Source organism: Paenibacillus sp. FSL H3-0469, from assembly GCF_038051945.1.
GTDB lineage: Bacteria > Bacillota > Bacilli > Paenibacillales > Paenibacillaceae > Paenibacillus_AQ.
Window position 1 is genome coordinate 4,271,450 of record NZ_CP150302.1, and the last position, 25,194, is coordinate 4,296,643.

A 25,194-nucleotide genomic window follows, 5' to 3' on the forward strand; every position below is an offset into this window, starting at 1 on the left:
CTATCATCATACAGCATAATCATTGGAAATGGTGGAGATCACATGTTGCAGCGAGTTTTGCTTGTGGAAGATGATCCGGAGATAAGCCGCATGGTTGAGCAATATTTAACAATTGAGGGATTTTCCGTTGTCTGCGCTTTTGACGGGGAGAGTGTGATCGCCTTTACGAAGAAGAGTTCCTTCGCTATGATCATTCTTGACTTAATGCTGCCGGGTATGGACGGGATGGAATGCTTGAAGCAAATCCGATCAAGCAGTCTTATCCCTGTCCTTATCCTTTCCGCCAAAGGGACGGAGATCGATAAGGCGATCGGGCTTGGGTTCGGAGCAGACGATTATTTAACGAAGCCCTTCTCCATGACTGAGCTCGTGGCGCGGGTGAAGGCATTGCTTCGCCGAGCTTCGTATTGCCCTGTTCCACACAGCAGAATCGTTCGGACGAAGGGAATGATTATCGATCCTGAAACCTACTCCGTTCACAAATATGATCAAATGATTCAATTGACGTTGAAGGAATTCCAAATTCTTCACTTACTCGTGACTCATCGAAACAAAGTGTTCACGAAAGAAGAGATTTATGAGAGAGTGTGGAACGAGGAATATTACGAAGATGCCAATATCATTAATGTACATATGAGCAGGCTGAGGGAGAAGATAGAAGACGCTCCTTCTTCCCCTATCTATATCAAAACTGTATGGGGAATCGGATACAAGTGGGGAGAGATGGACATTGAATAGTATCTTGATTCTTGTCATTGTCTTCCTGCTTATATGTCTCTATGTGTCCCGGACTAAACGAACCCGGGACATTCGTGCTATCGCCACTAGCTTGAACGAGATGCTCGCAAGCAATACACCGCAAAAGTTATTTTTCGCTACTAACGATTCCACTCTCCAATATCTGCTTGTTGCAATCAATCGCATGCTTAAAGCCCACCAGCACGAATCCATATCCTATGTACAGAAAGAGTTGGCGATGAAAAGAATGCTGACCAACATCTCGCATGATTTGCGCACTCCTCTCACGATTGTCTTAGGACTTATCGAAACGATTCTTCACAATCCCAACATGACAGTACATGAGAAGGAGCAATTGCTCCTCAAAATCCATAGCCGAGTCCAGGAGATCGTCCTGTTGATCAATCGTTTTTTTGAACTGGTACAACTGGAATCGGAGGATTTGGAGCTTCCGCTAGCGAAAATCAACGTGACTGAATTATGCAGACGAAATATCCTCCTTTTCTACCATGATATGGAATCCAAAGGTCTTGAAGCCGATCTACAGCTTTCAGAAAGGCCAGTCTATACGTTGGGTAATGAAGAAGCTTTCAATCGAATTCTGCAAAATCTGCTCTCGAATGCGATTCGGTACGGCTCCGACGGGAGCGTAATCGGCATGGCGCTGCGCGAAGAAGGGCCGTTTGTAAATGTCGAAGTGTGGGATCGTGGCAGAGGAATAAGCAAGCTTGAGCAAGAACTCGTATTTGAACGGCTCTACCGGACAGAAAATGACCTCCCTCACATGCGAAGCGAAAAAGGAACGGGGCTGGGTCTCTCGATCTCCAAGCGGCTTGTGGAAAAAATGGGGGGCTGCATTCGATTGGAGAGCCAGCCCTTCGAAAAAACGATAGTGACCGTGCAGCTTAAGCGAATTTAAATTAGATGAGGGATGATGCTGTGTCTTACGTCGTAAGAACGAATGACCTTTCGAAGCAGGTGGCAGGAAAGAACATAATCGTTCGACTGAACATGCAGGTGAGGCAGGGGGAAATATACGGACTGATTGGTTCGAATGGCTCCGGGAAAACGACTCTTTTTAAGCTGCTGACGGGTTTATGGAAGCCACTAAGCGGAGAGATTGAACTTTTTGGCAGACGTATCGGTCATCGATCCTATCAACACTTTCAACAGGTCGGGTGTTTGATCGGAACTCCGCGTTTCTACGAGAGGATGTCCGGTAGAGAAAACCTGGAGTTGCACTGTAAATACATGGGATATTATGATGAGAGGGTTGTAGACGAAGCGATAGAGCTTCTGAACTTGGGAGGAGTTGCGGGAAAGCCGGTACATACCTATTCTCTTGGCTTCACGAAGAAGCTGGGGCTTGCAAGAGCCATCATGTTGAAACCTCCGCTGCTGATTGTTGATGAACCTGCGAACGGAATAGATACAATCGGAATTCATATGCTGCGTCATGTATTTCGCAATTTGAACCAGCAGTACGGGATGTCGATCGTCATTTCCAGCCATCATATGGGAGAGCTGGAGCAAATGGCGGATACCGTTGGGATATTACGCGAGGGCAGGCTCATGAAGGAAGCGTCCATGACTCATATTAGAGAGGCTCACACAGGATATCTGGAAGTGAGGACGAGTGATTGCAAGAAAGCGGTAGCGCTTCTGGATACGCTATTGGACATAACGAAGTATCTTGTGATCGGTCCGAACACTATACGGATCTATGAATCCTCACTGGACTCCGCAATGATTGTCAAAACGCTGGTCATGCACGACGTGAAGATAGATGAAATAACGCATAACTCCCATACGCTTGAGGACTTTTTCATTCGAATGATGGAAGGGAAGGATCGAGATGATTCGTCTGATGAAACTTGAGCTCAAAAAGATTAAGCTCGGCCCTTACATCATCGGCTTTTGCCTTCTGAATGCTGCAATTGTTGGAATCATTTATTCCCTCTTGTCCGTATTAGACCCGCTTGACGTTCAAGTGATGTATCCTAGTTATGTCAACTATGAGTTTGTTTATAAGACTGCGCTAACGATGGTGAAGATATCAGCTACCCTGTTAATGGCTATTCTGCTAGCACAGCTCGTAGTCGGGGAGTATAAAACCGGTACCATCTCGACTCTGTTCCTCTATCCCATTTCACGGAGGAATCTGCTGCTTGCCAAACTCCTTTTAGTCATGTTGCTCGGGTTCGTCTTCATGCTCGTTTCCATGTCGGTTTCGGTTGCTTTCTTTTACGTTGTCAACCCATTTACACACTTCATTCCAGAACCGATCTCGGTGTTCGCCGATAGGCGACTTATTGGGGAAACGGGATTCCAGTCCCTTCTGACTGTGGCCGCGAGCTTCATCCCTCTAAGCATCGGAATGCGCAAAAGATCGGCGACAGCTCTGCTTATTGCGTCGTTCGTTCTGGCAATCATTCTGTATTTGCCGATTAACGCTCCAAACAACGACATAATCTTCAGTTCAAATCCGTGGATCAGTCTGATTTTCGCGGCCGCTGGAGTAGCAGCCGCATTCGAGACCCTCTATAAAGTCGAAAGGAAAGATGTTCTACTTGACGTTTTTCCTTATTGACAGGGGCAAGTACCGGCGTTCATCATACGCAAGCATGATGCTCAGTATCGCAACCGGATTGTAAAATAGCCAACTTAGTAACACGGCGAATGCAAGTTAGAAAAACCGTCAGGGAAGATCTCCCTGACGGTCTTTTTAAAGCGCTTTATAGTTCCATTTGCAAATGACAATTCACTGAAAAGCAGAGATGAAAAAACAATTTACATAATATGTTAATTATGGTATCCTCAAGATGGATGCGCTTACATATTATGCCGGAAAGGGGAGTGACTCCGTTTTTAAGAGGAAAGGCGATTTGGGTTCACTAATCAACCAAAGGAGGATATATGAAATGAAAAAAATTATGACCCGTATTGCAAGTCTGGCTCTGGCCACAGCCCTGCTGTTGCCTGCAATGTCTTATGCATCGCCTGTGACAGAGGATCAGGATCTGAGCCTCTCTGCGGATGCCGCCGCGGCTGTAACCAGCACCATCACTCCGGCTCCGCAAGGCTATGCATCTTACCGCAATAATATTCCGCACGGCAACGTACAGCAGATTTCTTATTATTCGACTACCGTAGGCAAGTCAAGAAACGCGATGGTATACACCCCTCCGGGCTATACCCCATCCAAGACCTACAATGTTCTCTACCTGCTGCACGGCATCGGCGGGGATCAGAACGAATGGCTGAACGGGATGAATCCGCGTAATATCCTGGACAACCTGTACTCTGAGAACAAGCTGGAGCCGATGATTGTCGTGTTCCCGAACGGCCGCGCTATGGCCGATGACCGCCCGATCGGCGATATTTATGCACCGGACAAGGTAGCCGCCTTCGAGCGGTTTGAATTTGACCTGATCAATGACCTCATTCCTTATGTCGACTCCCACTTCCCGGTATACAAGAATAAGCAGAACCGCGCCCTGGCCGGCTTATCCATGGGCGGCGGGCAGACCCTGAACTTCGGCCTGAAGCATCTGGACAAGTTCTCCTGGATCGGCGCGTTCTCCTCTGCTCCGAATACGAAGTCGGCCTCACAGCTGATCACTAATCCGGCGCAGACGGCCAGCCAGCTGAAGCTGCTCTGGATCTCCTGCGGCGCTTCGGACGGCCTCTTGTATATCAGCCAGAATTTCCATAACAGCCTGACCAGCATGAATGTCCCGCATCTGTGGTATCTGGATGTCGGCGGACATGAAGGCAAGGTCTGGAGCAGCGGACTGTATCAGTTCTCGCAGCGGATCTTCAAGTAATCCTGATCATAGCCTGCCTTCCCCTGATCCGCTAAGGTAGGGGGAGGGCAGCATTTCAAGATAAGCCCGGCCATACTACAAGGAGGGCACTACGATGGATGCGATAACCGATTACTATGATTCCTATGATGAGGAGGGAAGGCTGTTCAGGGATAACGGGCATCAGATCGAATGGATCACAACGATGTCTTACTTCAAAAAGCTGCTTAAGCCGGAAGCCTACATTCTTGACGGCTGTGCAGGAACGGGGAATTACTCCTTTCAGCTTGCAGAAATGGGGCATAAGGTAGTTGCCGGAGATATTGTTCCTCATAATGTAGGCATCATCAGAGAGAAGCAGCGCGTACGCCCGGTGTTGGCTGATATGTATACAGGAAGCATCACGGATTTATCACGTTTTGACAGCGGAGTTTTTGATGTTGTTTTGAACATGGGGGCCTTTTATCATATCGGCAATGAAGACCGGCAGCTTGCCATGACCGAATGCCTGCGCGTACTGAAGCCGGGCGGATTACTCGCGGTCTCCTATATTAACAATGCCGCCGTTTCGGTATTGAGCATAAGTGATGGACTCAGGAACATGGAAGATGTACTTACCTGGCATACCAACCAGACGAAGGATGGTCTATTCCTACATATGTCACCTCAGGAAATGGAACACATGGCCGCAGCCTATCATACAGAGATCGTTGCCCATCTTGGAACAGACGGGATCGGCTATCTTCTAGCTAACCATATTAATGGGGCGCAGCCAGAAGATTTCGAACACTGGCTTCAGTTTCATCTGCGGACTTGTGAGGATAAGAGTCTGCTCGGGTATAGTTTGCATGCACTGGCGATTGTGCGAAAAGTGTAAATACAGACTCACCTAACGGATAATTACGTTCTGCTGCGCACCACACATGGGTAGATCCGGAGCCCCTGGCCTTACGCCAAGGCGATTATGTTCAGTTATTCGCATACATTTGCCCCACCCGCCTACGCAACGCCGAATGTGATCGGTTTTTCGATTACATTGGGTCCACGCGCCCATGCAATGCCGAATGTGATCGGTTTTTCGATTACATTTGGTCCACGCGCCCATGCAACGCCAAATGTGATCGGTTTTTCGATTACATCTAGTCCACTCACCCACGCAACGCCGAATGTGATCGGTTTTTCGATTACATTTTGGTCGATGTATTCGCCAGAGAGCAAAAGAAGGCTGCACGCTCATCGCGTGCAGCCTTCTCCAATCATCTCTACTCTACCCAAGCTCCGTATAAATCTGGAACGTCACCCCGAACTTATCCGTCAGATCGCCGAAGCCGGGGCTGAACGGCTCCTCCCGAAACGGCATATTGATTTGACCGCCCTCCTGCAGCGCATCAAAAATTCTCCGCGACTCCTCCACACTATCCGTAGTAACGCAAATCGTAACCCGCTTCCCGCTCTCAACCGGCGTACCGCCGGGAGTATCCGAGAACATCAGCTCCGTGCCGCCCACCTGTACCTTGGCATGGGCCACCAGACTCCGTACCTCATCCGGGAACGTGTCCGGGAGGTCCGGCATATCACCATACGTCAGGATGGAGAGAACTTCAGCACCCATAGTCTGTGCATAGAACTGAATAGCCTCCTGCGTGCGCCCCTCCAGAGTGATGTAGGGAGTAAGTTTGACTGTCATTGTGTGTTCCTCCTTGAGTTCGGATTGGAATTGCCTGTGTGATTCATTAGTATAGACGTTCCGGCCGCGGCAGAATCATCGGTGCTCCGGCAATCCGAAGCGAATAAATAATTCAGTATCTATAAAATGATGAACATGCGCGATCTTCCCCCCGCTCAGCTCAAGCACATGAATCGCCCACGGGACCAGCAATCCGTCTTCTCCAGAGGGAACATATTGGGCAACGGCAGGCCGGTTCCCATTCACTCGGACCGGCATCAACCGCGAGCCCACACAGTGACTGCGTGTGATCTGGTAGAAGGCCGCGAGATCCGCGCCGCCTTGCACCCACATCGTAAATGGCGGCATCGACAGGCTGCCGTTCTCCTGGAATAAGGCGAGTAGCGCCGCAATATTGTATTGTTCAAAAGCCTCCACGTACCTGGTAATCAGTCCTTCGTCCACTTCATCATCGTCAGCCTGCAAGGCCTCGGACCGGAGCTGTGCCTTCGCCATGGTTGCCCGTGCCCGCTGCATTGCGCTGTTCACTGCGGCCACGGTCATCTCCAGTGCCCCGGCGGTCTCGGCTGCCGACCACCGGAAGACCTCCTGCAGAATCAATACGGCACGCTGGCGGGGCGGCAGCAGCTGAAGCAGTGCAATGAAGGACAGCCGGAGGGTCTCTCTGCTGACCATGATATTGCCCGGGTCATCCACATAGCCCGGAGCGGGCCAGATCCAGGAATGCTGAGGCAGGCTCTCCCGAGGCTCCGTAATGGCAGCGGCCGGTTCCGAGAGATCCATCGGCAGCGCCCTTCGCTTGGCACTTCTCAGCCGGTCCAGACAGACATTGGTGGCAATTCGGTACATCCAGGCCCTGCGTGAGGCCTGCTGCCTCACCTGCTCCTGGTGCTTCCAGGCCCGGATCATAGTATCCTGGACGGCATCCTCCGCCTCGAAGATAGAACCCATCATTCGGTAACAATACCCGGTTAGCTCGGAGCGCATATCCTCCAGCCCGTTCAGAGTCTCGGGGGTCGCAGGGGTCTCAGGGGTCTCATAGTTATGATTCATTTCAGACAGCCTCTCCTTCATGATCCGTCCAGCTCTCCCTCCATGAACTGTATGAGGTAATGTTCAGGCTGCTCAAGGAATTCCGGGAAGCTGCACAGATCTGCATACGTCTGATGCTCCACATCATAACAGCCGAGCTGCCCCTTCTTCTGCGGATTCCAGACCAGCACCAGACCGGAATAATTGTCGATATCGGCAGACAGGCGCAGCAGCTTGCGCCGGCCAGCCTTCATCTCTATCGTGTCAGTGAAGCTGAAGAAGTCAATGTACCCGATCTCATACTCATTGGGGACCAGCGTCAGGCGCAGCTCGTCCCCGGTAAGGAATTCGACCAGTTCATCCGGCAGTTTATATTTGGCCAGCTCCGCTTTCTTGTTCGCTGCATTATGGACATCCGGCGGTTCCAGCGATTTCAGGTATTCCGCCATGCCAGTATGCTTGCTGCCGACCGCAATCGTATACGGCCGCTCACCGTCCTTCTCCGCTATCATTATGTCCGCACCGCGTTCTACCAGGAAGCGGACCATGTTCAGATTCCCCATCCGGGCAGCCACCGTCAGCGGCGTCGCCCCGTAAGGATAGACCATATCCGGCTTGTTGTAGTTGATATCCACTCCCTGATCCAGCAGATAGGTAAGGGTCTTCAGATCATGGTCCGAGGCAGCTTGCCGCAGCACGGCACCAGCATGTTGCCGGATGTCCAGACCCAGCTCATGGATCAGCGGGATATTATTCTTGTTGCCATAGTAGGCCTGTGAATAAGCGCCCGATCCTGTCCGGCTGAGCAGGTCCAGCTTCGCGCCCTGTGCAGCAAGGTAGCGGACGATATCCTCCTTGCCATAACGGACCGCCCGCAGGAAGGCCGGATTCTGGCGGACATTCAGCTTCGCGCCATGCTCCACCAGCAGCTTCACTACCCCGGTCTGCAGGGTAATAATTGCCAGGTCTAGCGGACTGATCGTGGTACGCTTGCTAAGCTCTAGCTCCGCTTCGATATCCCAGCCCGCAGCAATCGCAGCCTGCAAGGCCGGAACATCCCCCTGATAGATCTGCAGCGCCCGCTCCGGCAGTACCTCGAATTTCCCTATGTCCTTCAGGACAATCATCCGCACCCCTCCTTATTCTTCACTCCTAAGCATACAGCTCGCAGCCCATCGACAGAAGCCACTCTTTCATCCTGGCAGATACCTGCCCGGCAGCCTGCTCATAGAAGACGGCTACCTCCTGCCCACCCGCCAGATTCAGGCGGATATAGCCCCCCAGCTCCCGATAGAACAGGTAGCAGACGTAAGGATTAGCAATGAAGAGATCCGGCGGATGGTCCGCCCGGTACAGGTCAGCCAGCTCCGTGAGCGCCAGCCGGCCCGCTCCCGGCGGCATCCGCAGGAAGAAATGCTCGCGGGTCCCCGTCCACGGCTCATAATAGACGCTCTCCTCCTGGCTCCGCCCATACATCCGGCGGTAGATGCCGTCCAGGATGAGGGCATAGCCAACAGCCTCTTCCTCTTCCACGGCTGGCAGCGGGATCGCTTGAATCTGCTCCGCATAACGAGGCAGCCACAGCAGCCCGTTCACCCGGGGATGGACCGCCAGGAAATCACCGTCCACAGTGGACCCGATAGCGGTACACTCGCCGATCTGCTGCTCCGTTATAGGGCTGTCTTCATCATGCTCCCATAACCCGTATTCGGCAAAAGGCCGCAGTACCTCCGGGTCAGGCAGCTGCACATTCATCCACCCGCGATACGTCCCTTCACCATACTGCTGTAAGAACTGGAGGTACGCTGGCGGATACAGAACGGTGTTCTCTGCTTCGAGCTGCTGCCTGTGATGCTCTGACAGCCGTTTGGGCTCAGATACGATATACATTCGGCATTCCCCCGGTTTCCAGCGTGAGTTATTCATCAATAATCTTATTCTGCTGCTTCCGCCAGCCAGGCCTGCATCGCCGGAGATTCTGCCCGGTTCAGCCGCAGGGCAATGTCCGTATTCCCCTCATCCGGCGGCATCACCTCGGCAAGCACGCATACGTCCTCACGCGGCTGATTGAGCGCGAACAGCCCCTCAGCATCCAGCATCCGCATCGCCAGCTCCATGGCCTCCAGCCGCAGCACGAACTCATGATTCCCTGCGTCAGCCTCCAACACTGCAATGGACGGACGCGCCTGGAAGGACTGCTTGACCTCATCGAAATGCTCATCCCCGAAGCAGCAATAAGGCGAATCGGCATAAGACCATTTGATCAGCCCGGCGATCTCTGCTGCCGGCGTGCTGCCGTCCTCTGCCTGTCTGGCCGCTTCCTGCTCCAGTGCTTCCCGCGACCAGGCGGAGATGCTTGGCGCATGTCCCTCACCCGTTGTGTATAACGTACAGTAATAATAATGCTCCCCATTCGCAAAAAGCCCGCGGAACGCCCTCCGGGCCGCCTCCGCAATCTCCGCCGCCAACCGTTCTGTTTCCTGCGCTGTATTCATGGCTGTCCTCCCTCTAACTGGCTGCTCCACTAAGGAATTCTAGGAGAACGCTCATCAATCAGCTGCTCCAGGAATCCGGCGAATGTCGGGGCGTATTCCTCGATCAGATCATTCATCAGGTCATAACGCATGACCGGAAATTCTCCCTGTTCATCGGGGGAAGAGGTGTCGAAGTAATACAGCTCATCGCTATCCGGCACGAACAGATCCATGCGATGCGGAAACCGGGCTACCCACCATTCCTCCGCCAGATTCAGCCTGTGGATATACAGCAGATCCCAGTCGGTATACTCCCTATGCTCAGGAGCAACCAGCGTCAGAATTTGCCCGTCCCCCAGGCTGGCCCCCCCATACTGGGTCAGCCACCAGCGGTAAGACGGCGGCAGCTTGAAGCCTAACTCCTCCTCGGCATCGGCAATCCAGCTCTCCTCGGCCCCATGGCCCGGAAACCACCTTATCGCGGAAGGCTTGCTCAATTTCTCGGTTAGATGCTCATACATAGTATGCTCCCCTCTCCCCTGCTAAGGGATGATTATAGATTATCAGGATGAACAGCGGCTGGTGCATCACTATTCATGCGCAGCAGGATATACTCAATCTCCTCCAGCGGCAGCTTTAAGGTCCGGCTAACCTCATAGAGTCCGATCTCCCCGGAGAGGAGGAGGCGTGCCTGATGGATTTTCCCCTCCAGCCAGTTATTGGCCAGCATCCAGCATTTCACCCGTTCCAGCAGCTCAGCTTGGGCAGTCTTACCGGCATGCTTGGTATACTTGGCAAGGGATTCTGCCAGATAGCTGTACAGGTGAATGCCCAAGGCCTCGCGCTGCTCGTTCTTGGACATGCGCTGGTACAACTCGTAGCTTAGGCTGAGATCCAGATAGAGGGTATGATCCCCGCTGTCAAAACGTCTGAACGTTCTCCGCCCATAGCTATCAGGCAATACCCGGAACACCACAAAGATAGCATAGGGAAACTCCCATGTATTTGCCAGTTCCTCTAACGGCATCAATTCATCTCTAAGTACACCCACACAGGTTCCATGGGTATCCAGCGTAAAACCCAGTTGCATATTAGCACCCCTCCCCCGCGCTTAAGACATGCTTGAATTATTTCCCCCTTCTATAGGCGTCTGCCAGTTGGACCAGATACCAGACGGCCGCACCGGTCAGGGCCGCGAACAACAGATTAATACAGCCGAATACAAGAAATAACTTGGCTTTGCCCGGCCCGATCCGCACAGCAGCAATAAGCTGGAGAATCGCAGGGAGCAGGAACATCAGCCAGGAGACGGTGATCAGCTTTTCGGTCTTGAAGCTCCACCATACCGCACCGCATGATAAAGCCAGCACGCCCCAGGTACACACCAACTTCAGCGCCATCTGTTCCCCTCCCTTTCATGGATAATCCAATAGATCAGCTAGGCCCTGGCTGCCTATGGATCACGAGTCCGTATTGTCTGACCATCCAGGAGTCGCTTAAATCTTCAGCCGCCGCACGGCTTATGCGTGCAGAGGGCTTCTGTTCCGCCATCGCCTCCGGGTCTTGCGCGGAGAAGCGGAGAGGCTTGGTCATTTTTTGAATAGAGCCGGTAATTTCCTTGTACAGGGCATAGCTCAGCGGCTTGTGCTCCCGCACATCCTCATAGAGATAATACTCCCCTTGCTCATCCTGAGCATTGACTCGGTGCCCCTTAGGGCAGGAGATCATAATGCAGGGCAGCTCGTTCTCTGCCCATTGCCCGTGATAGGGAATAGAAATCCCCTCATTTCTCGCAAAAAAACCAAAGCTCTCCGTATCCGGCAGAACCGGCATCGAATAGATGAAGAAAGGGCGCACCCCGCTCTCTTTTTCCGCAGCTGTATAATATTGATAGAAGGCGCGATACGCCTCCACCACCTGATTCTGATCATGCTCTGTATGGGTATAATTGGTTAAATAATACCGCACCTGCGTGGGCTCCAGAAGCTCTACAACTCTCTTAAGCTCCTCGGGTGTGATGAAGAAGCGCAGCTTGTAGAATCCGCTGTTTTTTAGCATCTTCTTCTACCATTCATACGTAACAAAGCGCGCTCTGAGCGTCTCTTCATACGGTAACCATTCCGCATCGCTCCATAGAGACATTCCAGTAATTTCAGACAGCCGTTTCACCGCTTGCTCCGGGCCCGTAAGGCTGATGAATGCGCCGAAGCTCTCCTCCTCCGCTTGCATCCCGAGCACCCGCTGGATATATTCGTCAGCTATACGCTCTTCCCGCAGCTGTTCAATTTCCTCCCGGGTCCACGGCTCACAGAAGATTCGTTCGGCCTGGATCTCCCCCTGCTCAAAGAACGACAGCTCGAAGATCTCCTCATTCATATATGCCACCGTCATCACCGGCTCCTGTAGCAGCCCGGACAACGTTCTGCCTGCCTTTTTCACCGTACCCCATACGAAATAATCGTGAAGCACGCTGATCCAGCCCTCATTACTTTGGCTTACATAGATAACGGCCTTACGCTCCGGTGTGTCAGGATAACCCAGTACTTTGCCATGCTTGCCGGTCAGCTCCTGTAAGGCTTTCAGGGTCTTTTCCAGGTCACCTGACTTGATATGCAGATTTGCAAACGATCTTCCCACGGGTGGATGGCCTCCTTTAATGGCTTGTCTATAGTGACTTGGCATACTAACATATAAACTAGATTTCATTTATTTTACCAAATTAATGTAAGGAGGGGCTACCTTGAATAAGAAATTCCTCTTGGCCAGATGGCAGGACGACCAGCTCTCTGAAGTGAACCGCCGTCTAGCCGCGATTTCAGGTAAACATAATCTCCATCAAAAGGACCGTTCCTTTCCCATCTCCCCTTATGGATTGACGGAAACAGGACTCAAGGATTACCGGGGAGTTACTCTGACCGAGAGCATACAGTACCTCACTCTACAGGATATTGATTTCTCTTACTCACGCTTCGAGGATGCGGCAAGCCCCAACACCTCAACGCTCACCCGTTGTTGCCTGGACGGTGTAAGACTGGACAACAGATTCGTGACCCATACCTTCAATCACTGTTCCTTCCGGGGAGCGAAGCTGAATGGCGCCAGACTCAGCAAGTCGTTCCAGGATTGTGATTTCACAGGCTGCAACTTAAGCAAAGTGATCGCAAATGATGTGTCCTTCACCCGCTGCCGCTTTGATGACGCCAACTTCCGCAGTGCCTTATTGTTGTATTGCCGGTTCGAGGAATGCAGCTTTGAGGGGGCGCTGTTTCAAAACGGCTCAATCGCCGGAAGCCGCTTTGCGGGAGAGGCCCGCTTGCTCCCTGAGTGGGGGAATACGATACAGGATCATGGTGAACTACCATCCACCTAAGAGGTGGCGGCTTCTTGGTCAATGAAGCTACTGCTCCAAGTTTACCCAAGCTCAAAGGCTAGTCCCTAGCCCAATCATTGCAATATCACATGGCTAGTTTCAGTAGGTTTTGAGCAGCGTTTACATCCCGATCATGATGCGCGTTACATTCTGGACAAGTCCACTCTCGCAAGGCGAGATTCTTCACCTCTGCGTTCTTATAACCGCAACAGGAGCAAAGCTGACTGCTTGCATAGTGCTTAGGGGCAATAATCAGTTCTCTGCCATACCATTGAGCCTTATATTCAAGCATCGAACGGAACATACTCCAAGATACCTCACTAATCGCTTTTGCAAGTTTGTGATTCTGCATCATATTCTTTACACGTAAGTCTTCCATCACGATAACTTGGTTTTCGTTTATCATTTTGGCAGACGTTTTATGCAAGAAGTCTTTACGCTGATTCGCTATTTTTTCATGGTGCTTGGCAACTTTCAGCCTAGCCTTATGACGGTTATGGCTTCCCTTCTTCTTCCGCGATACATCCTTTTGCAGCTTCGCTAATCGCTTTTCAGACGTACGCAAGTATTTAGGATTGGATATGATTTCGCCATTTGAAGTAATAGCAAAGTCTTTCAGCCCAAGATCAACGCCAATCTTCGTATGCATGTTGGGCAACTGGACGATATCCGTTTCAACCAATACGGAAGCATAATACTTTCCCGTTGGTGTTTTTGAAATCGTGCATGATTTGATCAGCTCCACGAATGGGCGGTGCAGCTTGATTTTGATACCCGTTTTTAGCTTTGGAATCTTGAGATATCCATCCTCTATAGCCACTGTTCCCTTTTGGTTATTCGTTGTGAAGCTATGATTATTCGTCTTCTTGCTCTTGAATTTAGGAAGTCCCGTTTTCTTATCCCGAAAAAATTCTTATACGCCTTGTCTAAATTTAGTTGTGTATTCGCTAAGGCAAGGCTATCGACTTCTTTCAGCCAGTCGAATTCCTTTTTGTATTGTGCGGGTGTATTCCTCAGCATCGTTTCCGTTTGCTTGTAATGTTCAATTTTATCTGCAAGCATTCTGTTGTAGATGAAGCGAACGCATCCGAACACTTTAGCGAAGTAGTGTTGTTGCCCATGGCTTGGATAGATACGGTATTTGTAGGCTTTCAGCAATGGCGATCACCCTCTCACACCTTGGTTTTCGATGTATTTTTGAATAACGTCTATTGGCGCTCCACCCGTTGTAAGCAAGCAATAGGAGCGTGACCAAAAAGCCTCTTTCCAAAGTGATTTTCGGAGGGTAGGAAACTCCTTTTTGATCAGCCTAGATGATGCACTCTTATAAGCGTTGAGAAATTTAGAAATGTCGGTATTAGGATGAGTTTTCATTAGAATATGAACGTGATCCCTGTCATGATTCCATTCCTGCAAAGTCACATTGTAAGTAGGCTGAATGTATGCAAATATCTCTTTCAGACGTTCGGATATTGGATCTGTAATGACTTTCCTACGATACTTGATGACTAGAATAAGGTGGAAGTGAAGGGAGAACACTGAATGGTTATTCGAGTCTAATTCCATTGATTTCACTAACCTTTCCAAGATACGACTGAATACTTTGATTATAGCATCTTAGGCGGTAAGAATCCATGTAGATTAGACCGTTTCCATTCATCCCCCACTTAAAGAAGATGGGAGAATTCTGTCAACTGAGGGTTAAATTTGAGGATTGACCACCCCGTCTCCTTTTCTGTCATCGGAATGGTCACTTTTGTCATTTTATCTTCTCTTTAATAATGTCTATCATACTTCTCCCAGTAGCTATAATAGCCTCCTCTGCCGGGCGCGGGTTCCATCCCAGAAGACGTTTGGCCTTCTGATTACTCGTTGACATATCCTGGCCCAGAAGAGTAGCTATCATTCTTAGCTTGGGATTGAACAGCGCCGCGGCGCGGACAAGCAGATTGGGCATTTCCCTCGTAGGCACTTGTTCTGCGTCCTGCCCCAGGTGCTTCTGCAGAATCCGGGCTACCTCCAGCGTAGAGAGATTCTCAGCGCTGGAAGCGATGAACCGTTCCCCGCTGGCTTCGGGCCGCACCATAGCCAGAATATGCAGTGCGGCTACGTCCCGGACATCCACATAATCGGAATAGATCTTGGGGACCGACTTCAGCTTGCCCTCCAGCATGTTGCGGACAATCTCATTAGAGTGAGAGTAATCCTTGCCCAGAATGGGTCCCATCACACCGACGGGATTGACTGCAGACAGCTCCAGCCCTTTGCCTTCATGGCGGATAAACTCCCAGGCTGCCTGTTCAGCGAGGGTCTTGGATTTTTGATAGGGATGGATGTTCGCGTCTGTATTGGACCAGTCCTCTTCAGTATAAGAGCCTGCATGCTGCTTATGTCCCACTCCAATGGCTCCGAAGGCAGAGGTTAGGACCACACGTTTGACCCCGGCCTCGCGCGCTGCTCTTAGCACCCGCAGAACCCCCTCACGCGCCGGCTGAATCATTTCATTCTCGTCTTTATATATCCGATTAGGCGTTGGAGAAGCTACATGAATCACGTAATCCGCCCCCTTCACCACCTGATTCCAGTTTTTATCCGAAGTCAGATCAGCCTCTATAAACGACAAGTCCTTTATATTAGCCCCGCCGCCCGCCAACACCATGGCCTTCACTTCATCCTGTCTGCCCATAGACCGCAGAGTAGCCCGAACACGATAATCCTTCTCCAGTAATTGCACAATAATATGCACAGCGATGAATCCTGAGCCTCCAGTCACCAGCACTACAGGCTTGTTATGCTCTCCCATAATCAATATCTCCTCCGGTAGACGTTACACTTGTAACGTGTTTTACCCTATAATAAGGCTGGACCTTATCGCTATCAAGCCGTTAACAGGCATGTGTGACAGAATGGAGGAACTGTAATGGCAGCCACCGATCATGCACAATTGATCAAAAAAGACACCCGGGAATGGATCACGATTGCCCTGCTGGAGCTGCTGCGGACGAAAAAAATGTCAGAGGTGACCATCTCGGAGCTTGTCAAAAAAGCCGGGGTCAGCCGGATGGCCTTCTACCGGAATTATGACAGCCTTGAGCAGGTCGTGACCGGATACTATGAGCCTAAGTTTGCCGATATCTTCTATAAAATCGCCCACAAACCGAATCACGAGCAAAAGATAACGGATCTGACCCGCTTTTTCCAAACCTTCTCCGCTGATTTCCGCCTGGCGATTGAAGGCAATTTCACAGGGCTGCTGTATCAGATCTTCAAGCACCATATTGCACAGTTCTACGATGAGCTGATTCCGTTTCCAGACTGGACCGGGGCAAGGCGGGAGTATTGGATTCATTTCATGAGCGCCGGCGTATTTGAGATCTGGATCATGTGGATCAGGAATGGCCAGCAAGAGACCCTGGAGGAGATATCCGCGCTTATCCGGCTTTTTCACAAATAATTATCATCCATTCTAGCCATAATAACGCAGATTCGCGCATCCCATACAAAGGAGCAGTTGATTGTGAAAAAGCTATGGTTAACGGTGTTTACTCTGGGGCTCGTCTTCAGTCTGGCCCAAGCTGCGGTTCCGGTACAGGCGTTCGCGGCCGCAAAGAAGGAAGCTGCCTGCATAAGCCCGCAAGTGGTGCGGCTGAGAAGCGAGATGCAGCAGGTGTGGATCGACCACACCATATGGACGCACAACTATATTGTCAGCGCCCTCTACAATAACCCGGATCAGAAGGACGTATTGGCACGGCTGCTAAAGAATCAGGAGGATATCGGTAATGTCTTCAAGCCTTATTATGGGGAGGCGAACGGCAACAAGCTGTCCGGACTGCTCAAGGAGCATATTCAGATCGCCGGACAGATTGTCGCGGCTGCCCAGAAGGGCAATGCGGGAGAGGTGCAGAAGCTCCAGACGGACTGGCACCGGAACGCCGATGAGATTGCCCAGTTCCTGAACGGGCTGAACCCGAACTGGTCCGTGAAGCAGGTGCAGGATATGCTGTACGAGCATCTTCAGCTCGTGACGGACATCGTGCTCGATATCCTCAAAGGAGACTATGCCGCTTCCATTGCTGCCACCGATAAAAACGAGGTCCACATGATTCATTTTGCCGACCTGCTGACCGAAGGCATTGTGAAGCAGTTCCCGGAGCAATTTAAGGGAAAATAGACGGACCGTCCCGTAGGCGGACGAACCTAGCAGACATACAAACAGGCTTTTCACCCTCCCCCTAGGGATCGTGAAAAGCCTGTTTCTACGTTTAATCTCTCCGCGCTTTAGTAGATCTTGCCCAGCAGCGCGGTCACTTCATCAAGGGTAAGGCCGAAGGACTTATAATACTGAATGTCGCTCTCCATCTGCTTCAAGACCATCTCATTACGTATCCGCAACATCTCATCCGGTGAGAATTCGGCGACAAAGCAGCCTTTGCCGGTTACCGTGTTGATCAGCCCGCTCCGCTCCAGCTCCTCCCAGGCCTTCTTGACCGTGATGACGCTGACACCAAGCTCCAGCGCAGCCTGGCGGATCGGCGGCAGACAGTAGCCGCTCTCCAGCTCCCCCTGGAGAATCTGCGCGCTGATCTGTTCATGCAGCTGCTGATAGATCGGCTTCTCGGAGGTGCTGGATATCGTTACATTCATAGAATCTCCACTTTCAGGAATCTCTTCACCGCAATCCGGTAGGCCAGCAGGTTACAGGCAATGAAGATCAGGACGCCGCCGGCCAGAATGGAGAGCTGCAGCCCTGTCCGGTCCAGCCCGGAGCCGTAGAACAGGCTATGCAGCCAAGCATTCTGGATACCAGCCCACTGGACCGCAGCAGCGAACAGGACGGCTGCAACGGTCGATGCCGTGGTTGCTAGACCATACTTATAAGCTGACTTATAGTATATCGGAATGAAGATGAGATTGAAAAGCGCCATCATAATGAAGCACATACCCCAGAAGCCCATATGCGGCGCAAAGAAGAAATATTGCATCTTCGGGTATAGCTGAAAGGTAAATATACTGGCAATCATGGCGACCAGCAGATGCATCAGCTCCAGAATGACAAGTACAGTGACTCTGGACTTCACAATATCGCTCTTGGTCACAGGCATTATGGTGCTGAACATCAGATCATTCTGGCTTTTGAAGCCGCCGAAAATGTTCGGTACCGTGATGAAGCAGAAGTACAGCGGTACCAGGAAATAGAGCCAGCCGGGAATCAGCATAAGGCCGCCCATCAGGAAGGGCAAGACAAAGAACCAGGGATTAACGCCTAACTTCAAATCCTTCAGCACCAGATTATACATATACACCCTCCTTTTTGGCAAAGTAGATCATGATGTCATCCAGAGTCGGGATGGCCGTGTTAAGTGTCCAAGCGGAATCAATATCCCGGGTATGGATCAATCCGTTGAAGCCGAAGGAGTTGGTTTTGTAAGAAATCAGGCGGTCCTTCACCCTGCTCAGGTCAGCCTCGCTCCCGCTAATCAGGCGGTAGGATTCCTTGAACTCATTTTTCTCGCTACTTGCCACAATCTGCCCTTGTTCAATGAAGGTGATGTAGTCGGCACAGCGTTCCAGGTCGGAGGTAATATGGGTGGAGAACAGAATGCTAAGCTCCCCGCTGACAATAAGCTCCTGGAAAATATCGAGCAGATCATCCCGGGAGACCGGATCGAGTCCGCTGGTCGGCTCATCCAGAATGAGCAGCTTGGCGCCATGCGACAGAGCGAGAGTCAGGCTGTACTTAACCTTCATGCCGGTGGACAGCTCAGCGATCTTCTTGTTCTCGTCCAGCTTAAACCGGCTCAGATACTTGTAATATGTGTCATCATTCCAGTTCTTATAGAACTTCTTCGTGATTCCCGTCAGCGTCTTGATCCGGCTGCGGGTGTAGAAGTTAATATCGCCGAAGGCGCAGCCGATGTCCTGCTTCAGTTCCATCTCATGCTCCGCGATATTCTTACCCAGAATATGGATCTCGCCGCTGTCCATCTGAATCATATTTAGAATGGATTTGATCGTCGTTGTTTTGCCGGCGCCGTTCACGCCGATGAAGCCCATAATATATCCCTGCTCCAGTTGAAAAGATACGTCTTTGAGCTGAAAATTCGAATATTTCTTATTCAAGTGTCTAACATCCAAAGCCAGCATAACTAACCCCCTCAACAAATTGTGTATTCCGTGTATACACAATGTATCATGGAGATTTCACAAAGTCAACGGTTCAGTGAAGATTAGGCTGCCGCCTCCGCAGGCTTCTCCTTCGGCTTGCGCCGGAAAAACGGCTTGCCCTTGGACCAGTTAATGAACGGCTGCTCGATGAGATAATACGAGAGAGTCGCCGCTGCGTAAGAAATGGCTACAACGGTGAGACTGATGCCCAGCCAGCGCCACACATCCCTGACTCCGGCAAAATGGAAATCCTGAAGCCCGTACTTCTCGATCAAGGTAATGAACAGGTAGTGCCATATGTACAGGCCGAATGACACCTTGGCCGTAAACCTGAAAAAGCGGTTATCCAACACACGCCCGGCCACCCGGCTGAACGGTGCGGTAAACAGCACGATGCCGAACAATAGGGCATAGACCGGGAACAGATACGGCTGCTGCTGGAGACTGAAGTCGAATTCGCCTGCGTGGCGCATCCGCCAGATCAGGAACCCGGCCAGACCCAGAGCAAGCACTGTGGCGGCATCGAACACGCCCAGCCTGCTGAGCCGTTCCACTTTGGTACGGCGCTGGAGCATGGCATTCGTGATGCCTGCGGCCAGAATGCCGATGATGAAGTGGCCGAAGAAGCCAACCGGATTGTAATTCGGCATCCAGAATTTTGCGCCGCCGACTTGGCCGTAGTCCCAGCCCCGGCCCTGCTCGCTTGGAGTAAACCAATGATGAATGAGGGCATTGGCAGCAAGCACCAGCCCAAATACGGCGACCCAGAACAGGATCGCCTTACCGAAGGAATGCCGCTTGCCGAGCATGAATAACACTGCCATGAAGAGTGGCATCAGCAGATAGCAGAAGACCTCGAAGCTGATGGACCAGAGCGGTCCGTTCAAGTCGGAGGGGAAGAACGTGGTGTAGTGGAAGCCTGATGTGAAGGTGAACGCTGTGGCAATTCGCTGCCCCAAGTACTCCATCGGAATATCCAGCCTCCAGGTCAGGAGCAGACACACCAGCATGGATACATAGAAGCCGGGCATAATTCTTGCGGCACGGCGCAGGGTGTACGTCCGCAGGCTCGGATACGGCCCGTTATCGAGATACGCACTCCAGAAGGGAAACGACAGCAGGAAACCGCTTAACAGAAAAAACAGACTGACCCCGCTATTCCCAAGCAACAGCACGGATTGCAGCTCCTGCACCCAGGGCTTTTGTGCGGGCGGCATCAGCTTTTGCGATAAGTGATGCAGGATGACTGACAGGCAGGCGATCGCACGAACGCCATCCGCTCCTGTTAGCCGGGTATTGCCCAGGCGAATCGTTGGCATCAGCTCAACTTCCTCTTTTCATGAGTGAATTCCTGAATATATGGCGCAGACCGGTCTCAGGTACTCCTATCTTTCCATATATCCAGGCCAAATCCTTCAACGATTCAGGGCGCCAACGCATAAAATTTTGCAAGCCGGGTTTTCTATCCCATTATTGCTAATTATTTGTAAGATAAATGGAGTATAATACACGATAGGTGACGGATAGATGTCACCATTTCATATTTAACTCAAGAAAGAGGGAAGCGGATGGACAAGGTCGAACGGCTGATTACCATCATCATGATTCTGCTCAAAAAAGACATTGTGCCCAGCTCAGAGTTCGCCCAATTATTCGGCGTGTCCAAACGGACGATTCTCCGCGATATGGAGACGCTCAGTCTGGCGCACATTCCTATATACGCCACACCCGGCGTGCAGGGCGGCTACGGCATTATGGAAGAATACAAGATGGACAAGCGGCTGCTGAGCAGCTCCGACCTGGAGAATATACTGGCTGCGCTCGGCGGGCTGGGGCAAATTCTGCTTAGCGAGGATGTAGCCATGACGATTCGAAAAATAGAAGCGATGGTTAGCCCGCTCGCTTCCAAGGGGTCGGTTCAGCTGTCCTTCTATGGCTGGGAGGGACGCGCGGAGCTTGCCGGAGCCATGAAGCTATGTCAGGAGGCCATCGCCGGGAGCTGGCTGCTCTCTTTTGACTATACCGATAGAACAGGTTCTCCTACGACACGGACGGTGGAGCCTTATCAGCTTCATTTCAGTGAATCGAGCTGGTATCTGAAGGGCTTCTGCCTGGAGCGGATGGGCGAGCGGATGTTCAAGCTCTCCCGGATGGAGCAGCTGAAGCGGAAGGGACAGACCTTCAGCCCCAGAGCGGACATGCTGAATCAGGCACGGAAGGCTGAAGTTCCGCCACAGTTAACCGAAGTGAAGGCACTGATCTCACCTTCGGTCAAAGATCAATTCATTGAACGGTATGGCCGCAAGAGCATCGAAGTCTATAACGCGGAACAACTGCTGGCTACGTTCCACATTCCGCAGCACCCGGTCGGATATCAATTCCTGGCCGGCTTCGGCACTCAACTGGAGATTATGGAGCCGAAGGCATACCGTGAAGAATTCCGTAAGTATCTGCTGGAAATGATGAGCCGGTATACGCAGTAATTACTGCGCGAAGAGAACGTGCTCTTAATTCAGCTCCTTCAGGAAGTCCTCAATCTGATTCATATAGCCCGGCACGGTGATGTGCCGCGGGGCGAACAGACTGATCATGAGCGCCCGGAAGCTGGAATCCGCCGTCTTCTTGCTCAGCATGGAATGCTCTGCCTCCGGGAAGACAGCGACGCTCAGCAGCCCCGGCAAGATCATCTTGCGGTACACCTGCTCCGTCTCCTGCCAGTCGACATGAATATCCTGCTGGCCCAGCAGCAAGAGTACCGGCGAGCGGAACTGCTTAAGATCCTGCTCGGCATCCGACTGGTAATTCTTGCTGACAAAAGTCCACCGCTCCCTCGTCATCGGGTCATCCTCCCGCACCGCAGCCAGATAGTCTTCATAGCTCGCCTTTCGCGCCAATAGCTGCCGAACCTCGTTGTTAGCCGCCTCTTCAGCTGCGATTTCCGCCTCCGATTTCCCTTCCTGCAGCATCTGCTGCCGGGTATGATAGGCACCCTGGCGCAGCCAGTTGACGGCCGGGGAGACCAGAATGCTGAAGGCGAGCGGTTCCTTCCCGGCCAGCTTGGGAATTACCCATCCGGCCTGGCTCGCACCCCACACCCCGATCCGGTCCGGGTCAATACCCGGCTGCTTCCGGGCCCAGGCAATCGCTTCACGCGCCTCCTCTACCCGGTCGTCGATGCTCTGGTCCAACCAATTGCCTGCGGAACCGCCGATCCCTCTTTTATCAAGAGATAAGGACGCATAACCCAGGCTGGCTAACTGCTCCCACAGCGGCTTGTAGCCGTCATCATGCGAAGCGTTAATCGGCCCGTCCCCGTGAATGAACAGAACTAATCCCAACTTGCCGGAAGTTGCAGAAGATTCCTTAGGCAGCACCAGCGTCCCGGTCAGCTTGCCTTCAGGGGACTCTATCTGGATGGCCTGCTCCACCATCTCAAAACGGTTCTGCTGCACGACATAGATTCCTGCCCCGCCAACCAGCAGAAGTACCGCAACACATAGGTAAATCCAGATCTTCTTGTTCCTCATCATTGCTCTATCTGTCCCCCTTTTTGAATCAGGACCATGTATTCCCATGCCCGTTCGCCCAATACTAAATACAGAAGCTGCCTGTTCTGACGAACACTTGTCTGGAAGGACAGCCGCTCATAGAGCTGTCTGGCCCGCGGATTGCTGGCCGCAACGTGCAGGCTGAGGCGGTCCAGGCCAGGGTCGGCAGCCACAACTTCCCCGGCCCATCCGAGCAGTTGCCGGCCTACGCCCTTGCTGTGGTGGGCCGGATGAACTGCCAGGTCGGTAATATAACACTCGCCGGCCTCGGGGTAATGTTCAAGTGTCGCCAGACCAGCCAGCAGCCGGACCATGCCGCGTCTCCTTAGCAGAGGGAATACAGCCGGTAACGGGGCCAGCCGCTTACCCCTTACCAGCTGATCCTCCGCAGACTTATATTTCATCCCGATGCTGCCAATCACCTCTCCCTGCTGCAAGGCGACGCTTCTGGGGGCGAACGGTCCGGCCGGAGCATAGTCGAGAAGCGTCTCCAGACCCTTAGCCAGCACATTCCCGCTGAGGTGCAGCCGTCTGTGGAACTTGGCTTGGAACGCCTGGGCCAGCAACTGGCTTACCGGCCGGTTATACCGGGGTTGCATCGGCTCTATCGTAATCGGTGCAAGGCTCATACCGATCCCGCCCCTTCCTCAATCACTCCCGGTTGGATCAATGCTTTCAGTTCATAGTGCAGCTTGCCCGGAGCGAACAGTGACAGATACGACCGCTCAATTACCACCAGGGGCCCCGCCAGCGGAATCGCTTGTGCAGCCGCATAGGTCAAGAAATGGTCACACTGTTCTTCAAGCTCCTCCTCCTGAATCACACATTGGCGGATCAGATAATCCCCGGCCGGAAGAGTCAGATCGCCCGGAGCCTGCATCTCCAGATACAAGGTCACGGCCTCCTGTTCATCTGCCACATAATAAATATCCGATTCGAACAGATCCGGTATCCCTGCCGCCTGCTGCGCCAGCAGCGCCGCACTAAGCTGACTGTGCGAATCCAGCTTCATCAGCTCGGTGAGATGGACTTCAGGCTGCAACACCCTCTGAAAGGGCTCCGCCTGCGAGCTGTAGCTCTGCTCCTCCTCCAGCATTTTGCGGATGAACTGCCGCAGCTTCTGAAGACGCTTCAGCTCCTGTTCGATCCCTCCGAGAGAGTGCTCCAGCAGCCCGCGATGCTGCTCCGGACTATAGCTCATACATTCGTTAATCGACTGAACAGGCACTTCAAGCTTGCGGAGCAGCAGGATGTGCGCGAGCTGATACACTTGATCCATACTGTACATTCTGTACTGATTCTCACCGGTATACGCAGGCTGCAGAACACCCTTCTCTTCAAAATACCGGATCTGATGGACCGATACATTCATCAGCTTGGCCAGTTCACTAATCGTTATTTCATTTCTCATCCTAATCACTCCCCGGGCTGCGGCTTGGAATATCTCTACGATACACCCTAGGTCTGACCTAAGGTCAAGGGAAGGACTCGAGATCCCGGGCCAGACGGATAAAAGCCTCAATAGCCGGGGAGAGCCACTTCTCCTCATGCCAGAACATCTGAGTTGCAAAAGATACTGCGGTCAAATCCCACGGCAGAGAGATCAGCTCCCCCCGCTGCAATTCTTCGCTTACGGCCATTTCAGGCAGGATGGCGATGCCCATCCCCAGCTTCGCGCATTGTTTGATTGCCTCTGCACTATGAAACTCCAGCTCCGTGATACCCGCCATCCCCTTCTGGGATAGGCTGCGCTCGAAGAAGCTGCGGTAGGAGCACCCCTGCTCTGTCAGCAGGAAGGTCTCGCCGTGAAAATCCTGGATAGCCAGCGCCGGACGCGATGCCAGCGGATGATCGGGAGCAGCCAGGAGGCAGAAGCGCTCGTCTGTTATTTTTTCTCCGCAAAATCCGCTCTCGCTCTTCACTTCATCCAGCATGAAGATCACATCGACATCCCCGTCCCGCAGGCTCTGCCTGAGACTCGGACTCACGAGCGGCAGGAAGATCAGCCGGACTCCGGGATGAAGCTGGCGGAACCGGTGCAGCACAGCGGGAAGTCTGTAAGTGCATAACGTCTCATCTGCACTGATTACGATGGTGCCTGTCAGCTCACCGGGCTGCTTGAGGGCATGCTGCGCCTCCTCCACCATACACAGGATGTTGTCTGCATAACGCAGGAACGTTTTGCCGGTATCGGTTAACGTCACATTTTTGCCGAGCCGGTCTACCAGCTTCACCCCCAATTCTTCCTCCAGGGCCTTCATTTGCATCGTAACCGTTGAGGGAACATAGTTCTGCGCTTCGGCGGCTCGGGCGAAATTAAGCGTGGAAGCCAGCGTATAGAAGGTTTTAAGTTGGCGCAATTCCATTCGAT

30 protein-coding genes and 1 pseudogene are annotated in these 25,194 nt (G+C 52.1%); 10 read left to right on the top strand and 21 right to left on the bottom strand.

Features of this window, described 5'->3' with window-relative positions:
* Positions 1 to 45 precede the first annotated feature (45 nt).
* The 6 genes from NSS83_RS18690 to NSS83_RS18715 all read left to right on the top strand — a co-directional run bounded on the left by NSS83_RS18690 (position 46) and on the right by NSS83_RS18715 (position 5,421).
* Positions 46 to 738, top strand: coding sequence for a response regulator transcription factor (locus tag NSS83_RS18690; RefSeq protein ID WP_341185176.1), 693 nt, complete (start codon positions 46 to 48; stop codon positions 736 to 738).
* The gene (locus NSS83_RS18695; protein ID WP_341346243.1) at positions 731 to 1,657 is read left to right on the top strand and encodes a sensor histidine kinase; all 927 of its coding nucleotides are present in this window, start codon (positions 731 to 733) and stop codon (positions 1,655 to 1,657) included. The genes NSS83_RS18690 and NSS83_RS18695 overlap by 8 nt, the downstream gene beginning before the upstream one ends.
* 20 nt (positions 1,658 to 1,677) lie before the next feature.
* On the top strand, positions 1,678 to 2,616 hold the full coding sequence (locus NSS83_RS18700) for an ABC transporter ATP-binding protein (RefSeq protein ID WP_341346244.1): 939 nt from the start codon (positions 1,678 to 1,680) through the stop codon (positions 2,614 to 2,616).
* A complete protein-coding gene (locus NSS83_RS18705) occupies positions 2,594 to 3,328 on the top strand; it encodes an ABC transporter permease (protein WP_341346245.1) in 735 nt (244 codons plus the stop codon). The genes NSS83_RS18700 and NSS83_RS18705 overlap by 23 nt, the downstream gene beginning before the upstream one ends.
* Positions 3,329 to 3,659: 331 nt before the next feature.
* Positions 3,660 to 4,565 carry an alpha/beta hydrolase-fold protein gene (locus NSS83_RS18710; protein ID WP_341183335.1) on the top strand — a complete coding sequence of 302 codons (906 nt, stop codon included), beginning with the start codon at positions 3,660 to 3,662 and terminating at the stop codon, positions 4,563 to 4,565.
* A 94-nt stretch (positions 4,566 to 4,659) separates the two neighbouring features.
* Positions 4,660 to 5,421: a class I SAM-dependent methyltransferase gene (locus NSS83_RS18715; protein ID WP_341183334.1), complete on the top strand. Its 762-nt coding sequence runs from the start codon at positions 4,660 to 4,662 to the stop codon at positions 5,419 to 5,421.
* A gap of 390 nt (positions 5,422 to 5,811) precedes the next feature.
* Here NSS83_RS18715 and NSS83_RS18720 read toward each other — a convergent pair whose 3' ends face one another.
* From NSS83_RS18720 to NSS83_RS18765, 10 genes are all read right to left on the bottom strand, one after another.
* Positions 5,812 to 6,231: a VOC family protein gene (locus NSS83_RS18720; protein WP_341183333.1), complete on the bottom strand. Its 420-nt coding sequence runs from the start codon at positions 6,229 to 6,231 to the stop codon at positions 5,812 to 5,814.
* Between the two features lie 75 nt (positions 6,232 to 6,306).
* A complete protein-coding gene (locus NSS83_RS18725) occupies positions 6,307 to 7,284 on the bottom strand; it encodes a sigma-70 family RNA polymerase sigma factor (RefSeq protein ID WP_341183332.1) in 978 nt (325 codons plus the stop codon).
* A 17-nt stretch (positions 7,285 to 7,301) separates the two neighbouring features.
* On the bottom strand, positions 7,302 to 8,390 hold the full coding sequence (locus tag NSS83_RS18730) for an ankyrin repeat domain-containing protein (protein WP_341346246.1): 1,089 nt from the start codon (positions 8,388 to 8,390) through the stop codon (positions 7,302 to 7,304).
* Between the two features lie 25 nt (positions 8,391 to 8,415).
* The gene (locus tag NSS83_RS18735; protein WP_341346247.1) at positions 8,416 to 9,153 is read right to left on the bottom strand and encodes a hypothetical protein; all 738 of its coding nucleotides are present in this window, start codon (positions 9,151 to 9,153) and stop codon (positions 8,416 to 8,418) included.
* 44 nt (positions 9,154 to 9,197) lie between these two features.
* A complete protein-coding gene (locus NSS83_RS18740; RefSeq protein ID WP_341346248.1) occupies positions 9,198 to 9,758 on the bottom strand; it encodes a DUF4303 domain-containing protein in 561 nt (186 codons plus the stop codon).
* Positions 9,759 to 9,787: 29 nt separating this feature from the next.
* Positions 9,788 to 10,258, bottom strand: coding sequence for an SMI1/KNR4 family protein (locus NSS83_RS18745; RefSeq protein ID WP_341183328.1), 471 nt, complete (start codon positions 10,256 to 10,258; stop codon positions 9,788 to 9,790).
* Between the two features lie 32 nt (positions 10,259 to 10,290).
* A complete protein-coding gene (locus tag NSS83_RS18750; protein WP_341183327.1) occupies positions 10,291 to 10,827 on the bottom strand; it encodes a hypothetical protein in 537 nt (178 codons plus the stop codon).
* Positions 10,828 to 10,864: 37 nt separating this feature from the next.
* On the bottom strand, positions 10,865 to 11,137 hold the full coding sequence (locus NSS83_RS18755; RefSeq protein ID WP_341183326.1) for a hypothetical protein: 273 nt from the start codon (positions 11,135 to 11,137) through the stop codon (positions 10,865 to 10,867).
* A 34-nt stretch (positions 11,138 to 11,171) separates the two neighbouring features.
* Positions 11,172 to 11,795: a hypothetical protein gene (locus NSS83_RS18760; RefSeq protein ID WP_341183325.1), complete on the bottom strand. Its 624-nt coding sequence runs from the start codon at positions 11,793 to 11,795 to the stop codon at positions 11,172 to 11,174.
* A 6-nt stretch (positions 11,796 to 11,801) separates the two neighbouring features.
* Positions 11,802 to 12,374 carry a hypothetical protein gene (locus tag NSS83_RS18765; RefSeq protein ID WP_341183324.1) on the bottom strand — a complete coding sequence of 191 codons (573 nt, stop codon included), beginning with the start codon at positions 12,372 to 12,374 and terminating at the stop codon, positions 11,802 to 11,804.
* Positions 12,375 to 12,477: 103 nt separating this feature from the next.
* Between NSS83_RS18765 and NSS83_RS18770 the strand changes: the two genes are divergently transcribed.
* Positions 12,478 to 13,107, top strand: coding sequence for a pentapeptide repeat-containing protein (locus NSS83_RS18770; protein ID WP_341183323.1), 630 nt, complete (start codon positions 12,478 to 12,480; stop codon positions 13,105 to 13,107).
* 85 nt (positions 13,108 to 13,192) lie between these two features.
* Here the strand turns inward: NSS83_RS18770 and tnpB are convergent.
* The 3 genes and pseudogenes from tnpB to NSS83_RS18785 all read right to left on the bottom strand — a co-directional run bounded on the left by tnpB (position 13,193) and on the right by NSS83_RS18785 (position 15,910).
* A pseudogene (gene tnpB / locus NSS83_RS18775) lies at positions 13,193 to 14,265 on the bottom strand (IS200/IS605 family element RNA-guided endonuclease TnpB).
* 6 nt (positions 14,266 to 14,271) lie between these two features.
* Complete coding sequence (gene tnpA, locus NSS83_RS18780; RefSeq protein WP_341346249.1) at positions 14,272 to 14,673, bottom strand: IS200/IS605 family transposase; 402 nt, start codon at positions 14,671 to 14,673, stop codon at positions 14,272 to 14,274.
* 193 nt (positions 14,674 to 14,866) lie between these two features.
* Positions 14,867 to 15,910 (bottom strand): aldehyde reductase, encoded by a 1,044-nt coding sequence (locus NSS83_RS18785; protein WP_341346250.1) that lies wholly within the window; start codon positions 15,908 to 15,910, stop codon positions 14,867 to 14,869.
* Between the two features lie 117 nt (positions 15,911 to 16,027).
* Here NSS83_RS18785 and NSS83_RS18790 point away from each other — a divergent pair, with 117 nt between their 5' ends.
* Positions 16,028 to 16,561, top strand: a complete 534-nt coding sequence (locus NSS83_RS18790; protein ID WP_341183319.1) for a TetR/AcrR family transcriptional regulator — start codon at positions 16,028 to 16,030, stop codon at positions 16,559 to 16,561.
* Positions 16,562 to 16,624: 63 nt separating this feature from the next.
* Positions 16,625 to 17,281 (top strand): glycosyltransferase, encoded by a 657-nt coding sequence (locus tag NSS83_RS18795; protein WP_341346251.1) that lies wholly within the window; start codon positions 16,625 to 16,627, stop codon positions 17,279 to 17,281.
* Positions 17,282 to 17,388: 107 nt separating this feature from the next.
* Here the strand turns inward: NSS83_RS18795 and NSS83_RS18800 are convergent, their stop codons facing one another.
* The 4 genes from NSS83_RS18800 to NSS83_RS18815 form a co-directional block, all read right to left on the bottom strand.
* Positions 17,389 to 17,754, bottom strand: coding sequence for a GntR family transcriptional regulator (locus tag NSS83_RS18800; protein WP_341183317.1), 366 nt, complete (start codon positions 17,752 to 17,754; stop codon positions 17,389 to 17,391).
* Positions 17,751 to 18,407 carry an ABC-2 transporter permease gene (locus NSS83_RS18805; protein WP_341183316.1) on the bottom strand — a complete coding sequence of 219 codons (657 nt, stop codon included), beginning with the start codon at positions 18,405 to 18,407 and terminating at the stop codon, positions 17,751 to 17,753. The genes NSS83_RS18800 and NSS83_RS18805 overlap by 4 nt, the downstream gene beginning before the upstream one ends.
* Entirely contained in the window at positions 18,400 to 19,254 is an 855-nt protein-coding gene (locus tag NSS83_RS18810) for an ABC transporter ATP-binding protein (protein WP_341183315.1), read from the bottom strand. Before NSS83_RS18810 ends, NSS83_RS18805 begins: the two co-directional genes overlap by 8 nt.
* 83 nt (positions 19,255 to 19,337) lie before the next feature.
* Entirely contained in the window at positions 19,338 to 20,594 is a 1,257-nt protein-coding gene (locus tag NSS83_RS18815; protein ID WP_341183314.1) for an acyltransferase, read from the bottom strand.
* A 249-nt stretch (positions 20,595 to 20,843) separates the two neighbouring features.
* On the opposite strand from NSS83_RS18815, the gene NSS83_RS18820 reads away from it, so the two are divergent.
* Complete coding sequence (locus tag NSS83_RS18820; RefSeq protein WP_341183313.1) at positions 20,844 to 21,758, top strand: YafY family protein; 915 nt, start codon at positions 20,844 to 20,846, stop codon at positions 21,756 to 21,758.
* 24 nt (positions 21,759 to 21,782) lie between these two features.
* On the opposite strand, the gene NSS83_RS18825 is transcribed toward NSS83_RS18820, so the two are convergent.
* The 4 genes from NSS83_RS18825 to NSS83_RS18840 form a co-directional block, all read right to left on the bottom strand.
* Positions 21,783 to 22,805, bottom strand: a complete 1,023-nt coding sequence (locus NSS83_RS18825) for a CocE/NonD family hydrolase (protein ID WP_341183312.1) — start codon at positions 22,803 to 22,805, stop codon at positions 21,783 to 21,785.
* On the bottom strand, positions 22,802 to 23,452 hold the full coding sequence (locus NSS83_RS18830; protein ID WP_341346252.1) for a GNAT family N-acetyltransferase: 651 nt from the start codon (positions 23,450 to 23,452) through the stop codon (positions 22,802 to 22,804). The genes NSS83_RS18825 and NSS83_RS18830 overlap by 4 nt, the downstream gene beginning before the upstream one ends.
* Positions 23,449 to 24,234, bottom strand: coding sequence for a MerR family transcriptional regulator (locus NSS83_RS18835; RefSeq protein ID WP_341346253.1), 786 nt, complete (start codon positions 24,232 to 24,234; stop codon positions 23,449 to 23,451). The genes NSS83_RS18830 and NSS83_RS18835 overlap by 4 nt, the downstream gene beginning before the upstream one ends.
* 64 nt (positions 24,235 to 24,298) lie before the next feature.
* The gene (locus NSS83_RS18840) at positions 24,299 to 25,189 is read right to left on the bottom strand and encodes a LysR family transcriptional regulator (protein WP_341346254.1); all 891 of its coding nucleotides are present in this window, start codon (positions 25,187 to 25,189) and stop codon (positions 24,299 to 24,301) included.
* Positions 25,190 to 25,194 lie beyond the last annotated feature (5 nt).

Coding starts and splice junctions, on each gene's coding strand:
- NSS83_RS18705 (WP_341346245.1), top strand. CDS start 2,594: ATGATTCGTCTGATGAAACTTGAGCTCAAAAAGATTAAGCTCGGCCCT.
- NSS83_RS18710 (WP_341183335.1), top strand. CDS start 3,660: ATGAAAAAAATTATGACCCGTATTGCAAGTCTGGCTCTGGCCACAGCC.
- NSS83_RS18715 (WP_341183334.1), top strand. CDS start 4,660: ATGGATGCGATAACCGATTACTATGATTCCTATGATGAGGAGGGAAGG.
- NSS83_RS18720 (WP_341183333.1), bottom strand. CDS start 6,231: ATGACAGTCAAACTTACTCCCTACATCACTCTGGAGGGGCGCACGCAG.
- NSS83_RS18725 (WP_341183332.1), bottom strand. CDS start 7,284: ATGAATCATAACTATGAGACCCCTGAGACCCCTGCGACCCCCGAGACT.
- NSS83_RS18730 (WP_341346246.1), bottom strand. CDS start 8,390: ATGATTGTCCTGAAGGACATAGGGAAATTCGAGGTACTGCCGGAGCGG.
- NSS83_RS18735 (WP_341346247.1), bottom strand. CDS start 9,153: ATGTATATCGTATCTGAGCCCAAACGGCTGTCAGAGCATCACAGGCAG.
- NSS83_RS18740 (WP_341346248.1), bottom strand. CDS start 9,758: ATGAATACAGCGCAGGAAACAGAACGGTTGGCGGCGGAGATTGCGGAG.
- NSS83_RS18745 (WP_341183328.1), bottom strand. CDS start 10,258: ATGTATGAGCATCTAACCGAGAAATTGAGCAAGCCTTCCGCGATAAGG.
- NSS83_RS18750 (WP_341183327.1), bottom strand. CDS start 10,827: ATGCAACTGGGTTTTACGCTGGATACCCATGGAACCTGTGTGGGTGTA.
- NSS83_RS18755 (WP_341183326.1), bottom strand. CDS start 11,137: ATGGCGCTGAAGTTGGTGTGTACCTGGGGCGTGCTGGCTTTATCATGC.
- NSS83_RS18760 (WP_341183325.1), bottom strand. CDS start 11,795: ATGCTAAAAAACAGCGGATTCTACAAGCTGCGCTTCTTCATCACACCC.
- tnpA (WP_341346249.1), bottom strand. CDS start 14,673: ATGGAATTAGACTCGAATAACCATTCAGTGTTCTCCCTTCACTTCCAC.
- NSS83_RS18785 (WP_341346250.1), bottom strand. CDS start 15,910: ATGGGAGAGCATAACAAGCCTGTAGTGCTGGTGACTGGAGGCTCAGGA.
- NSS83_RS18790 (WP_341183319.1), top strand. CDS start 16,028: ATGGCAGCCACCGATCATGCACAATTGATCAAAAAAGACACCCGGGAA.
- NSS83_RS18800 (WP_341183317.1), bottom strand. CDS start 17,754: ATGAATGTAACGATATCCAGCACCTCCGAGAAGCCGATCTATCAGCAG.
- NSS83_RS18805 (WP_341183316.1), bottom strand. CDS start 18,407: ATGTATAATCTGGTGCTGAAGGATTTGAAGTTAGGCGTTAATCCCTGG.
- NSS83_RS18810 (WP_341183315.1), bottom strand. CDS start 19,254: ATGCTGGCTTTGGATGTTAGACACTTGAATAAGAAATATTCGAATTTT.
- NSS83_RS18815 (WP_341183314.1), bottom strand. CDS start 20,594: ATGCCAACGATTCGCCTGGGCAATACCCGGCTAACAGGAGCGGATGGC.
- NSS83_RS18820 (WP_341183313.1), top strand. CDS start 20,844: ATGGACAAGGTCGAACGGCTGATTACCATCATCATGATTCTGCTCAAA.
- NSS83_RS18825 (WP_341183312.1), bottom strand. CDS start 22,805: ATGATGAGGAACAAGAAGATCTGGATTTACCTATGTGTTGCGGTACTT.
- NSS83_RS18830 (WP_341346252.1), bottom strand. CDS start 23,452: ATGAGCCTTGCACCGATTACGATAGAGCCGATGCAACCCCGGTATAAC.
- NSS83_RS18835 (WP_341346253.1), bottom strand. CDS start 24,234: ATGAGAAATGAAATAACGATTAGTGAACTGGCCAAGCTGATGAATGTA.
- NSS83_RS18840 (WP_341346254.1), bottom strand. CDS start 25,189: ATGGAATTGCGCCAACTTAAAACCTTCTATACGCTGGCTTCCACGCTT.